This window comes from Actinomyces sp. Z16, from assembly GCF_003111765.1.
In the GTDB taxonomy this organism is placed as follows: Bacteria; Actinomycetota; Actinomycetes; order Actinomycetales; family Actinomycetaceae; genus Actinomyces; species Actinomyces glycerinitolerans.
The window spans coordinates 2,195,440-2,208,223 of the sequence record NZ_CP027862.1 but is presented as its reverse complement, the minus strand read 5'-3'; the positions used below and the strand labels follow the sequence as shown (position 1 = coordinate 2,208,223).

11 protein-coding genes and 1 rRNA gene are annotated in these 12,784 nt (G+C 68.9%); 11 read left to right on the top strand and 1 reads right to left on the bottom strand.

Going from position 1 to position 12,784, the window contains the following annotated elements:
* Window positions 1-275 precede the first annotated feature (275 nt).
* From rrf to C3B71_RS09140, 3 genes are all read left to right on the top strand, one after another.
* A 5S ribosomal RNA gene (rrf, locus tag C3B71_RS09150) occupies window positions 276-397 on the top strand.
* Between the two features lie 264 nt (window positions 398-661).
* Complete coding sequence (ppgK, locus tag C3B71_RS09145) at window positions 662-1,417, top strand: polyphosphate--glucose phosphotransferase (protein ID WP_073328054.1); 756 nt, start codon at window positions 662-664, stop codon at window positions 1,415-1,417.
* A gap of 54 nt (window positions 1,418-1,471) precedes the next feature.
* Window positions 1,472-1,873 (top strand): NifB/NifX family molybdenum-iron cluster-binding protein, encoded by a 402-nt coding sequence (locus tag C3B71_RS09140; RefSeq protein ID WP_199912485.1) that lies wholly within the window; start codon window positions 1,472-1,474, stop codon window positions 1,871-1,873.
* A gap of 124 nt (window positions 1,874-1,997) precedes the next feature.
* On the opposite strand, the gene deoD is transcribed toward C3B71_RS09140, so the two are convergent.
* Entirely contained in the window at window positions 1,998-2,714 is a 717-nt protein-coding gene (deoD, locus tag C3B71_RS09135; RefSeq protein WP_073328057.1) for a purine-nucleoside phosphorylase, read from the bottom strand.
* Window positions 2,715-2,982: 268 nt separating this feature from the next.
* Here deoD and C3B71_RS09130 point away from each other — a divergent pair, with 268 nt between their 5' ends.
* The 8 genes from C3B71_RS09130 to C3B71_RS09095 all read left to right on the top strand — a co-directional run bounded on the left by C3B71_RS09130 (window position 2,983) and on the right by C3B71_RS09095 (window position 12,758).
* Window positions 2,983-4,560, top strand: a complete 1,578-nt coding sequence (locus tag C3B71_RS09130) for a sodium-dependent transporter (RefSeq protein ID WP_073328059.1) — start codon at window positions 2,983-2,985, stop codon at window positions 4,558-4,560.
* Between the two features lies 1 nt (window position 4,561).
* A complete protein-coding gene (locus C3B71_RS09125; RefSeq protein WP_073328060.1) occupies window positions 4,562-4,735 on the top strand; it encodes a methionine/alanine import family NSS transporter small subunit in 174 nt (57 codons plus the stop codon).
* Between the two features lie 68 nt (window positions 4,736-4,803).
* Window positions 4,804-5,619, top strand: a complete 816-nt coding sequence (locus C3B71_RS09120) for an HAD-IIB family hydrolase (RefSeq protein ID WP_108967566.1) — start codon at window positions 4,804-4,806, stop codon at window positions 5,617-5,619.
* A gap of 5 nt (window positions 5,620-5,624) precedes the next feature.
* Window positions 5,625-7,496 (top strand): metallophosphoesterase family protein, encoded by a 1,872-nt coding sequence (locus C3B71_RS09115; RefSeq protein ID WP_234415868.1) that lies wholly within the window; start codon window positions 5,625-5,627, stop codon window positions 7,494-7,496.
* A 148-nt stretch (window positions 7,497-7,644) separates the two neighbouring features.
* A complete protein-coding gene (locus C3B71_RS09110) occupies window positions 7,645-8,382 on the top strand; it encodes a vitamin K epoxide reductase family protein (RefSeq protein WP_108967564.1) in 738 nt (245 codons plus the stop codon).
* A complete protein-coding gene (locus C3B71_RS09105; protein ID WP_108967562.1) occupies window positions 8,379-9,131 on the top strand; it encodes a metal-dependent transcriptional regulator in 753 nt (250 codons plus the stop codon). Before C3B71_RS09110 ends, C3B71_RS09105 begins: the two co-directional genes overlap by 4 nt.
* Window positions 9,128-9,598 carry an HIT family protein gene (locus C3B71_RS09100; RefSeq protein WP_073328068.1) on the top strand — a complete coding sequence of 157 codons (471 nt, stop codon included), beginning with the start codon at window positions 9,128-9,130 and terminating at the stop codon, window positions 9,596-9,598. The genes C3B71_RS09105 and C3B71_RS09100 overlap by 4 nt, the downstream gene beginning before the upstream one ends.
* A 199-nt stretch (window positions 9,599-9,797) precedes the next feature.
* Window positions 9,798-12,758 (top strand): leucine--tRNA ligase, encoded by a 2,961-nt coding sequence (locus C3B71_RS09095; protein WP_108967560.1) that lies wholly within the window; start codon window positions 9,798-9,800, stop codon window positions 12,756-12,758.
* Window positions 12,759-12,784 lie beyond the last annotated feature (26 nt).

The following is a 12,784-nucleotide window of genomic DNA, read 5'->3' as shown; positions in this document are numbered from 1 at the left end:
GAATCGGCAGGCACACGCCCCCCGGCCCCTTGTGTTCGGGGTGGGTGCGCGTGGGATGGCTTGACGCGTGGGGCTTCCACAAGCAGCAGTGTTCAGCCGGCAAACAACATGAGTTGGGCAGTTCTTTCAATCAGTTGGTTTGTTTTTTGCGTCCGCTGTACGGTTCACAGGCAACCCACCCGAATAGGGTGCTGATATGTGAACAGGGTGTGTGGTGCGTGCGCGAGCGTCCGCCTGGCCTGGTTGTTTCTGGGTGGGTGTGGGTTGGTGTGTGTGCCGGTGGTCATAGCGGGGTGGGTCATGCCCGGTCTTTCCTTTCCGAACCCGGAAGCCAAGCCCCCCAGCGCCGATGGTACTGCCCCCGGAAGGCGGGTGGGAGAGTAGGACACTGCCGGCACGCTCACGAACCCACACCCACACCCACATGTGTGCCCCCGGGGCCCCGGCCCGGGGGGGCACACACCACACGCACACAACACGACCGCGCACCAGGGCCCGCACACGGCCGTCCACACGCCACACCCACAGACGGACCTCTGGGCGTCCGAACGACACCACGAACACACGCGGCCGGAAGACGTCGCCCAAAACGGGCACCAACGGCCGTCCGACTCCGATATCCTCGCGGTACAGGCAGCAGGCGGAATTGGAGGAGGCTGCGATGACTTCGGTTGCGTGCGGGATTGATATCGGCGGTTCAGGTATCAAGGGTGCGCGTGTGGATCTCGACACCGGTGAGTTCATTGGTGACCGCATTCGGATCGAGACGCCACAGCCGTCCACACCGGATGCCGTGGCGGAGGTTTGTAAGCAGCTACTTGACGGCCTCGGCATCAGCGAGCACGTACCGGTAGGTATCGCCTTCCCGGCGCCTATCGTGCACGGCACAATCCCCTTCATTGCGAACCTCGACGACTCGTGGGCGGGAGTGAACCTCAACGAGCTGATGCTGCAGCACCTTGGGCGCCCCGTGACCGCACTGAACGACGCCGACGCCGCCGGCCTGGCCGAGGTCGCCTTCGGGGCCGCCAAGGGCGTCGCCGGAACGGTCATCGTGACCACGCTAGGTACCGGCATCGGCTCCGCCATCATCGTCGACGGCACCCTGGTGCCGAACACTGAGCTCGGCCACCTCGAGATCGACGGCTATGACGCTGAGAAGCGCGCCTCCTCGGGGCAGAAGGAGCTTCAGGACCTGTCGTGGAAGAAGTGGGCCAAGCGGCTGCAGCGGTACTACTCCCACGTGGAGATGCTGTTCTCACCGGACCTGTTCGTCGTTGGTGGAGGCGTGTCAAAGAAGCACGAGAAGTTCCTGCCCAGACTCGACCTGAAGACTCCCATCGTTCCGGCGCAGCTGCTGAACACCGCGGGCATCGTGGGTGCTGCGTACCAGGCGTCGCGAGAGCAACACGACTGAGTCGGCGGATGTGGCCAAGTTCGTCGAATCTGCCCACGGGCTTACGCTGCTGCCATGAGCGATTCATTCACTGAGCCGATGATCGGGCCCGTGTCCACGGTCCTCATCCCCGTGACGACAGACGGTCAGGTGGAGCCGCGCTTCGGCCGTGCACCACGCGTCGCGGTGGTAAACGTCTCGGATGGGGTGATCACTCGCTGGCAGGAGTTCCCTGTCGGCTGGGACGTCGCCCATGACGCCGGCACCGAGGGCTCACATCACGCTCGCATTGTCCGGTTCCTTAACGAGCATCGCGTCGACACGATCATTGCCGAGCATATGGGCGCAGGCATGCGACGCGTGGTGGGGCGTATGGGAATCCTCCTGCTGCCCACGCCCGGCGGCAACGCCCGTGCGGCGGTAGCAACCGCGTTGGCGGTGGCCGCTGCAGGAGACGCCGGAGCCGATCCTCGCTGAACGGTGCGGCGTATATACCGACACATACGCAAGCGGCGGGCCGAGCACCGTAAATGGGTGCTCGGCCCGCCACGCGTCGTCGCCTGGCGTCATGCAACAGCAGCTCGACGGCGATGGTTTGGAATCAGCTCAGGGCAGCGGCGACCGCGAGCTGGAGCGAATCCTGGAAGCGGGTCTCTCGTTCGGCTGCGGTCATGTCACCGGAGTGGTCCAGCAGGTGGTCGGAGATAGTCAGCACCGCCAACGCCTGCTTGCCGAACTCGGCCGCCACCCCGTACAGGGCTGCCGCCTCCATCTCAACGCACAGGGTCCCGTAGGCGGACAGACGCTCCGTTTGCCCCTCGGGCGTGAAGTAGAAGTGATCGCGGGAGATGATCGTGCCGGTGTGCAGCCGCTCGCCCATGCCGGCCTCGACGCCCGCGCGATAGGCGGCCATGGCTAGGCGGAAGTCGGCGACGGCCGAGAAGTTCACGCCGGGGATGCGCAGCTGGTTCATCGCCGAATCGGTGTGGGCTCCGGTGGCAATCACAACATCACCCACATGCACCTGCTTGCCGATGCCACCGGCCGTGCCCACGCGAATGATTCGCTCAACCCCATACTGGCTGAACAGTTCAGTAGCGTAAATGGAGAAGGACGGCTGCCCCATGCCCGACCCCATCACCGACAGCGGCTTGCCGTCTACGGTGCCGGTGAAACCGAGCATGCCACGCACATCCGTAACCAGGCGGGCATCATCCAACAGTCCCTCCGCGATGCGCTGGGCGCGGCGCGGATCTCCGGGCATCAGCACCGCAGGGGCGAAGTCGCCGGGCTCGGCGGCAATGTGAGGCGTGGCCATGGTTGTCCTTTCAGTTGTCCGTCAACGTTGCGCTGTCAGCAGCTCCGGCGGTGCCGAGCAGTGCTGCGAGTGCGACAGGCCAGTCTCGCACATGCCGTGCCAGCTCGGGGGTGGAGATACCCAAGTCGTGCCATCTAAGGCTCCTGTCCGGATGGCGGGACGTCATAGGCAGGTGCTCCATCTGCGACTATCGTCCTAGCGATTCTAGGCCTGTGCCTTCGGCACCGGCGGCCGGCTTGCCGGTTACCCACAACCCGGAAGGTTCTTAATGCCATCCAGCCCCGGATCCTCAACCGCCGTACAGATGCCCGCACGCGAGCAGTGGAGCGGACAACTCGGATTCCTCTTGGCTGCCATCGGATCCGCGATCGGTCTGGGCAACATCTGGCGCTTCCCCGGCACCGCCTACACCAATGGCGGTGGCGCTTTCATGATCCCCTACATCATCGCCCTGTTGATCACCGGCCTGCCCGTGCTCTTCCTCGACTACGCGCTCGGACACCGTTTCCGCGGTTCTGCTCCGGCCGTCTTCCGCCGGGTATCCAAGCGGTTCGAGTGGCTCGGCTGGTGGCAGGTGTTCATCTGTTTTATCATCATGACCTATTACGCCGTGATCGTAGCCTGGGCGCTACGCTACACGGTGTTCTCCTTCACCACCGCCTGGGGCGACGACGCCGCAGGCTTCTTCAGCGACTACATCGGCCAGACCAGTCTGGCCGACCCTTCCACCCCGGCGTACTCGCCGGTTCCGATCCTGGGGGTCGCCATCCCGCTGGCGCTGGTGTGGGCCTTCGGCATCTTCGTCGTGGCCCGCGGCATATCTCGCGGCGTGGAGCGCGCCAACCGGGTATTCCTGCCCGTACTGGTAGTCATGTTCGTCATCCTGGTGATCCGGGCCATCTTGCTGCCCGGAGCTACGGACGGCCTGAACACTCTGTTCACCCCCGACTGGAGTCGGCTGACTGATTACACCGTGTGGGTGGCCGCCTTCGGACAGATCTTCTTCTCCCTGTCCATCGGCTTCGGCATCATGCTCACCTACGCCTCCTACCTCAAGCGCCGTTCCAACCTGGTGGGTACCGGCTTCACCGCCGCCTTCGCCAACTCCTCCTTCGAGATCCTCGCCGGTATTGGCGTGTTCGCCACGCTGGGGTTCATGGCCCATGTCGAGGGCGTGTCGGTGGCCGACCTTGAGGGCATCCAGGGCGTCGGGCTTGCCTTCATCACCTTCCCGACCGTCATCTCGCAGATGCCGGGCGGTGCCTTGTTCGGTGTCCTGTTCTTCGCCTCCTTCTCAATGGCGGGGCTGACCTCCTTCATCTCCATCCTGCAGGTGGTCGCTCCCGCCATCGGTGAGAAGCTCGGCCTGTCCAACGGCAAGGCCACGCTGGCGGCCGGACTGCCCAGTGCCGCGCTGTCATTCATCCTGTTCAGCACCGGTTCGGGACTGTGGGATCTGGATATCGTCGACGCCTACATCAACTACATCGGCGTGGTCGGCTCCGCCATTGTCATGTGCGTCGGCCTCGGCCTGGTGCTGCGTCGGCTGAAGGAGCTGCAGCGTCATCTCAACCTGGTCTCCGACACCCGCATCATTGGCGGCTGGTGGCGTGGCCTGGTGGCGGTAATCGCCCCGCTGCTCCTGGGCTACATGTTCGTCCAGAACGTCTGGTCCTATGCGACCAACGGCTATGACGCGTATTCCGCCGGTCTGCAGGGTGTGTTCGGATGGGGCGTGATCTTCCTCGTCGTAGTCGCCACGATTGTGTTCACACGCATGCCCTGGCGCACGCCGGTAGACGACTACGCGCCTCTTAACCTGGATGTGCTTGAGGAGGTGAAGTGAGATGACCGGACCGGCAATCGCCGTAATGCTCGTCGCCATCGTGATCATCTGGGGCGGTCTGGCCGTCTCCGTGACGGCCCTGGTCGTGCGCGGACGCCGTGAGGACGTTGAGGCCCGGGAGGCCGCGCTGGCTGCCGCCCACGAGCACCTCAAGCACCCGCAGGACGATCGGTGAGGATACGGGACACTCCCGCGCCCGGACCTGGTTTCGTAGCAGCGCAAACGTGCGCCACAATGCACCCCATGCGCTCGACTCCGCTGCGGCCCGCCGCCGCCGACACACCCGCTGCACCCCGGCTGGTCGCCTTCGACCTGGACGGGACGCTCGCCCCCTCCAAGTCGCCGATGCCCGAGCCCATGGCCACTGCGCTGCGTGCCCTGCTGGACGTCGTGCCCGTGTGCATCATCTCCGGTGGTCAGATCGGGCAGTTCCGTGAGCAGGTACTCGCCCGTCTGAACGCCAGCGACGACGAGCTGGGTCGGCTCCACCTCATGCCCACCTGCGGCACCCGCTACTACACGCACAATCCCGATGACGGCGACTGGACGCTGGTCTACGCCAACGACCTCACGCCCGCCCAGGTTGAGCAGGCGTGCACCGTCGTCGAGGCGGAGGCCCGCCGTCTGGGGCTGTGGGAGGAGCACACCTGGGGACCGGCCCTGGAGGACCGCGGCAGTCAGATCACCTTCTCCGCCCTGGGACAGGAGGCACCGTTGGACGCCAAACAGGCTTGGGACCCCACGGGGGAGAAGAAGGGCCGCCTGCGTGACGCCGTCGCCGCCCTACTACCAGACCTGGAGGTCCGTTCCGGCGGCTCCACCAGCGTGGACATCACCCGCAAGGGCATCGACAAGGCCTACGGCATGAACCGGCTCGCCGAGGTCACCGGCATCCCCTTGAAGCAGATGCTGTTCGTGGGTGACCGGCTGGACCCCGAAGGCAACGACTACCCGGTCAAAGCGCTGGGCGTGCCCTGCCAGGCGGTGGACACCTGGGAGGACACGGCCACATTCGTCGCGGACCTGGCCGCGCGCCTAACGGCGGGGGAGCGGAGCTGACCGGCGTGCCTAAGGCTCGGCGGGACACCCGCGGCGTTCTCACCGGACGGCTCGGCCAGCTGCATGACGGCCCTCGCCGCTGGTGGCGATCCCGTACGGCCCGGTTCCGCAAGGGCGTGCGCACTGCCCTGCTGCTGCTCCTGAGCACGCTGGCGTCGCTGGCGATTGGTGTGTCCACCGCGACCGCGTCCTCACCCCTGGGACCGCACGAGGCCGAATGGTCGGTCACTCTGGACTCCACACTCACCGTCGACCTCGGTCCACTCGGCTCGGTGGTGCTGGACTCGCCTGCCGGTTTGCTCGGTGTCGAGGTGGTCGTCGGCGAGATCCCGGGAGAGCCCGATCCCGACGCCGTCTCCCCCGACACCCTCGGCCAGGCGCTCAGCTCGGACGGAGCCGCCTACGTCGCCCTGGTTGCCCACCCCGAACTGACGATCGAGCGCGGCCTGCGGGCCCTGGCCGACGACGCCCTGCGGCGCGCCGGCCTGGTCGAGTCGGTACTGCTGAGTCTGGTTACGGTCGGACGCCTGGCCGGACCGCGACCGCCTCGCCGCAGTCCACGCCGCCTACCCCGCAACGCCAAGGTCCTGGCGTTCGCGTCCGCCGCCGCGGTCGCGATCGCCGTCGTCGTCCCGGCCGTGCGCAGTGGCCCGCAGCCGGGCGCCCGGCTGGAAGTACTTGCGGGCACGCCTGTTCAAGACGCGCGTCTGTCCGGACGGGTCGCCGACATCGTGCAGGCATATGGTCCGCGCGTTTCCGCCTTCCTGGAGGAGAACACCGCCTTCTACACGGCCGCCGAGCAAAACCTGCGGGTGGCGTGGCAGGCCTCCGCCGCGGTCGACGGCGCCGTCGACGTCACCGCGGTCGACGGCGCGGTGGATGAGGACGCTGTGGCGGAGGCCTTCCGGGCGGCTTCCGCCCGCGGTACCACGCCGATGGCGGTAGCCACTCCCGAGATCGCCCCGCTGCCGACGGCCACCCCCGAGGCCAGGCCCACCGCGGCCCCAACCACCCCGGTCACGGGCAGCTGGGCGGTCGACCAGGGGGAGACCACCACCGCGGTGCTATCCACCGACCTGCACTGCAACCTCGACGTCATCGCCTTCACCGGCCTGCTGGACGAGCTCGCGGGCGCCGACATCCACATGGATGACGGCGACCTGACGATGACCGGCAGTCAGCCCGAGTCGATCTGCGTGGACGCCCTGTCCAACGCGGTCCCCGCCGGCGTCGCCCGGGTAGCCACCATCGGCAATCACGACTCCGAATCCACCGCCGAGCGACTGCGCGCCCAGGGGTGGACCGTCACCGACGGCACCGTGCGGGAGGTGGCCGGGCTGAACGTACTCGGCGACGTCGACCCCGACCGCACCTCCGCCAGTGGCACCGTCCCCCGCGGGAGCGAGGATGCAGCCGGGCTGGGCGCTCGCCTGGCCGAGGTCTCCTGCCAGGCGGAGCACGCAGGCAACCGGGCCGACGTGGTGCTCATTCACCAGCCCTACACTTTCGATCCGCTGATCGCGGATGGCTGTACCCCGCTGCTGCTCGCCGGCCACGTTCACCAGGAACGGGGCGTGACCACCACCGACGGCGGAAACCTCGCCGTCACCCAGCTGGTCTCCGGCGCCGGCAAGGGCGGTACCTCCATCGGTGAGGTCACCGACGACGCCTACCTGCACCTGCTGTCCTTCAACGCCGACGGCGACCTGCTCGCCTGGCGCACCGTGACCCTGCACCCGGACGCCTCGGTGACCGTGGGCGCCTGGGAGGCGGTGCCCGCCGCGCAGGAGGCCGACGACCAGGCTGCGCAGAAGACGGACGATACGGTCGAGCAGAACGCGGAGGCCGCCCACGGCGGAGACAGCGCAGCCGACTAGGCCGCGCAGGCGGGCGGCCCCTGCCGCCGTCGGCCGGCGTGATCAACGCCGATTCGCGCCAAGACGGCCGTGAGGCACAATTGGGGCGCGCGTCCCGGAGCGGCCGGGGCGCGCCCATGTCCCCGGGAGAGGCTGAGGAGATCCGGCGATGACACACGTGCCCACACAGGCCGAGGTCGACGCGATGATCGACGCGATGAGTGAGGAGGAGCTGGACGCCTATCTGGCCGGCGAATCCAGCCTCGCGGTTGGTGCGACCGCCCCGGACGTGAACGCCGGCGGGCCCGAAACCGACGCCACCGCTACCGGCGCCCCCCGCTCCTACGCCGTACTGCTCGTGATCGGCTCCCTGATCGGCATCGGCGCCTGCTGGGAACTGATTGCCAGCCAGATCAGCCAGTTGCGCGACCCCGACGCCGCCCTTGTCTGCGACGTCAGCCCGCTGGTCTCCTGCGGGGACTCCTTGAATGCGTGGCAGGGCAATCTGCTGGGCGTGCCTAACGCCTTCGTCGGCGGCATGGCCTTCGCCGTGCTGACGCTGATTGGGATGTTGCTCGCCGCGGGGGTGCGGCTGCCCCGCTGGGTCTGGTGGGGCCTGGTGGCCGGCACCGTCTGCGGTATCGGCTTCGTGGCCTGGTTCCTGGCCACATCGGTGCTCACCTTCGGCAAGCTCTGCCCGTTCTGCACCCTGATCTGGCTGGTGACCATACCGATCGCCACCAACACGTGGGGGCGCGCCGCCGCGGGCGGGCACTTGGGGCTGCCTCCCGCCGCCTCTCGTCGGCTGCTGGCCGGGCGCTGGTGGATCGCCGGGGCCATGTACGCCGTCATCGCCGTCATCGTGCTGGTGGCGTTCTGGGACGGTTGGGTGGCGATGCTCCGGTGACGGCGGCCGCCCAGACCCCGGCCGACAGTTCGGCCGTCACCCAGGACTACCTCAAGGCCGTATGGGCGGCCAGCGAATGGGGCGGCAAGGGCGCCTCCATCACCGGCCTGGCCCGGCGCATGGGGGTGGCGCCGTCGACCGCCTCGGAGAATGTGGCCCGCCTGGTGGAGGCGGGACTGCTCGAACACGCCCCCTACCGGGCCGTCACCCTGTCCGACCGCGGGCGGCGCCTGGCACGGGCAATGGTGCGTCGGCACCGCCTGCTGGAGACCTACCTGGTGGCGGCGCTTGGTTTTGAGTGGGATGAGGTCCACGCCGAGGCGGAGGTGCTCGAGCACGCGGTCTCCGACCGGCTGCTGTCCGCCCTCGACGCCGCCCTGGGGCATCCGGCCCGGGACCCGCATGGCGACCCCATCCCGGCGGCGGACGGCAGCGTCGTCGTCCCCGCCCTGTGTGCCCTCGAAACCCTCCAAATCGGGCAGTCCGGAGTGGTGGGCCGCATCCGGGACGACCCGGCCCTCCTGAAGCAGCTGACCCGCGCCGGCATCGGGCTGGACACCCGCATCGTCGTCTTCGGGCGTGATGGCTCCGAGGACGGGCGGCCCACCAGCAGCGTGCGCGCGGTGCGGCCCGAGGGCGACACGGCGGCGGACCCGGTCGATGCCGTCGTCCCGGCGGGGAGCCTGTGGGTGCTGGCACCCTCGGAGCCGGCGGAGACACTGCCACAATCATCTACGCTGGGTCTGTGACCGACACAACCAGCCCCGCACCATCCGTGTTCACCAAGATCATTGGCGGCGAGCTGCCCGGGCGCTTCGTCTGGGCCGACGAGCTCTGCGTCGCCTTCGCCACCATCGCCCCGCACACCGACGGGCACGTCCTGGTCGTGCCCCGGCAGCAGGTCGTCTCCTACGTGGACGCCTCCGACGAGCTCATCGCCCACCTGGCCATCGTCGCCAAGCGCATCGGCCGCGCCCAGACGCGCGTGTTCGACGCCGCGCGCGCCGCCGTCATGGTGGTGGGCTACGAGGTGGACCACCTGCACCTGCACGTGCTGCCCATCCGCGCCGAGGCGGATGTGGCGCCGGCAGCCGCCCGGCACGACGTGCCCGCCGCCGAACTCGACGCCGCCATGGAGCGCCTGCGCGCGGGCCTGCGCGAAGACGGCTGGGGCGGGAACGTACCCGCTGCCCTGGGCTCCCCGGCCCTGGCCTGAGGCCCCTCCGAACCTGCGCGCGCGTCGGACCGGCCCGGACGTGACCGGCGTCGCGGCTCCACCAATCGGACCGGCACCGGCGCCGGGCCGGGTGGGGGATAGGCTGGCCCGCAGCAACGGGGCCGCGCGCCGTTCGGCCTGCCCGCCGACGGCGCAGCGGCCCCGCCCCATCCACACGACCTAAGGGAGCACTCCCGCGATGACGGAGAACAGCCGGGCGCAGCAGACCACCGACAACCCCACGCCATACCGGTACACGGCCGACCTGGCCGGACGCCTGGAGACCGCCTGGCAGGACCGGTGGGAGCGCGAGGGGACCTTCAACGCCGGCAACCCCGTCGGCGCCCTGGCCGGCCCCGACGCCGCCAAGGAGAAGTTCTTCCTGCTGGACATGTTCCCCTACCCCTCCGGTAAGGGCCTGCACGTGGGGCACCCGCTGGGCTACATCGCCACCGACGTCGTGGCTCGCTTCACCCGCATGACCGGCAAGAACGTCCTGTACACCATGGGGTACGACGCCTTCGGCCTGCCCGCCGAGCAGTACGCCGTCGCCACCGGACAGCATCCGCGCATCTCCACCGAGGCCAATATCGCCAATATGCGCCGGCAGCTGCGCAGGCTCGGCCTGTCCCACGATCCGCGCCGTTCGCTGGCCACCATCGACGTTGACTACGTGCGCTGGACCCAGTGGATCTTCCTGCAGGTGTACAACTCCTGGTTCGACCCGGACGCCCCCCGCCGCGACGGCCGCGGCACCGGCGCCGCCCGCCCCGTGAGTGAACTGATCGAGAAGCTCGCCTCCGGGCAGATCCCCACCCCCGACAGGCGCCCCTGGGCGGAGCTGACGCCGGGGGAGCAGGCCGACATCGTCGACTCCCACCGGCTCGCCTACGTCTCCTCAGCCCCGGTCAACTGGTGCCCCGGACTCGGAACCGTCCTGGCCAACGAGGAGGTCACCAGTGAGGGCCGCTCCGAGCGCGGCAACTACCCCGTATTCAAGCGAAACCTGCGCCAGTGGATGATGCGCATCACCGCCTACGGCGACCGGCTGGCCGAGGACCTGGACACGGTGGACTGGCCCGAGAAGGTCAAGACCATGCAGCGCAACTGGATCGGCCGCTCCGAGGGCGCCGAGGTGACCTTCGCCCTGCCCGAGGCCGACGCCGTCGGCGCCAGCCAGAACGAGCTGACCGTCTACACCACGCGCCCCGACACCCTGTTCGGCGCCACCTTCATGGTGGTCGCCCCCGAGCACCCGCTGCTGGGCGGCCTGTCCGGAGCCAGCCCGGAGCAGGATGCCGCAGCCCTGACCGTGCCGCAGGCCTGGCCCGAGGGCACCCGTGACGCCTGGACCGGCGGCTACGCCACCCCGGCCGAGGCGGTGGCCGCCTACCGGGCCCGCGCCGCCCAGGCCACGGAGGCCGAGCGCACCGACACCGAGCGCACCAAGACCGGCGTCTTCACGGGGCTGTTCGGTACCAACCCCGTCAACGGCGCACAGGTGCCCGTCTTCGTCGCCGACTACGTGCTCATGGGTTACGGCACCGGTGCCATCATGGCCGTCCCCTCAGGTGACCAGCGCGACTGGGACTTCGCCCGCGCCTACGACCTGGACGTCATCGCCACCATCGCCCCGCCGGAGGGATTCTCCCTGGACGAGGCCGCCTGGACCGGTGACGGGCAGATCATCAACTCCGCCAACGCCGAGATCAGCCTCAACGGCATGGGCAAGGACGAGGCCAAGGCCGCCATGACCGCCTGGCTGGAGTCCAGGGGTTACGGGCACGGCGCCGTCACCTACCGACTGCGCGACTGGCTGTTCTCCCGCCAGCGCTACTGGGGCGAGCCCTTCCCGATCGTCTGGGACGAGGACGGTCGCCCCCACGCCCTGCCGGAGTCCATGCTTCCGGTGGAGCTGCCCGAGGTCAGCGACTACTCCCCGCGCACCTACGACCCCGACGACGCCACCTCCTCCCCGGAGGCGCCGCTGGGCAAGGCGAGCGAGTGGGTGGAGGTCGAGCTCGACCTCGGTGACGGGCTCAAGACCTACCGGCGCGAGACCAACACCATGCCCCAGTGGGCCGGCTCCTGCTGGTACGAGCTGCGCTACATCGACCCCACCGACGCCGAGCACCTGGTCGATCCCACCAACGAGGCCTACTGGATGGGGCCCCACCCCGAGGCCGGGAATACCTCCGGCGGCACCGACCTGTACGTCGGCGGCGTCGAGCACGCCGTCCTGCATCTGCTCTACTCCCGCTTCTGGCACAAGGTGCTCTTCGACCTGGGGGTCGTGTCCTCCTCCGAGCCGTACCACAAGCTGTTCAACCAGGGCTACGTGCAGGCCTACGCCTACACCGACGCCCGGGGCCAGTACGTGCCCGCCGACGAGGTCGAGGAGACCCAGGACGAGGCCGGCAAGCCCGTCTTCACCTGGCAGGGGCAGCCCGTGAGCCGCGAGTACGGCAAGATGGGCAAGTCCTTGAAGAACATCGTCACCCCCGATGACATGTACGACGCCTACGGCGCCGACACCTTCCGCGTCTACGAGATGAGCATGGGCCCGCTCGACCAGGACCGCCCCTGGGACACCCGCGCCGTCGCCGGCGCCCAGCGCTTCCTGCAGCGGCTGTGGCGCAACGTCGTCGACGAGACCAGCGGCGAGGTGACGGTGTCCGACGCTCCCGCCGATGAGGCCACCCGGCGCCTGGTCGCCCGCACCATCGTGGGCGTGCGCGATGACTATGAGGGCATGCGCCTGAACACAGCGATCGCCAAGCTGATCGTACTCAACAACCACCTCACCGGTTTGAAGACCGTGCCGCGCGAGGCCGTGGAGGCCCTGGTGCTCATGGCCGCGCCCGTCGCCCCGCACATCTGCGAGGAGATCTGGCAGCGCCTCGGGCACACCCGCTCGCTCGCCCACGAGCCCTTCCCGGCCGTCACCGACGAGACGCTGCTGGCGGCCGAGAAGGTCACCTGCGTGGTGCAGGTCAAGGGCAAGGTTCGCGACCGCCTGGAGGTCGACCCCGACATCGACGCCGCCGAGCTGGAGAGACTGGCCCTGGCCGCCCCCGGCGTGGTCCGCGCGCTGGACGGCCGCGGCGTGCGCAAGGTGATCGTGCGCGCCCCCAAGCTGGTGTCCGTCGTCCCCGAGTGAGGGGGCGGCGCCTCGCCGGGCGCGTG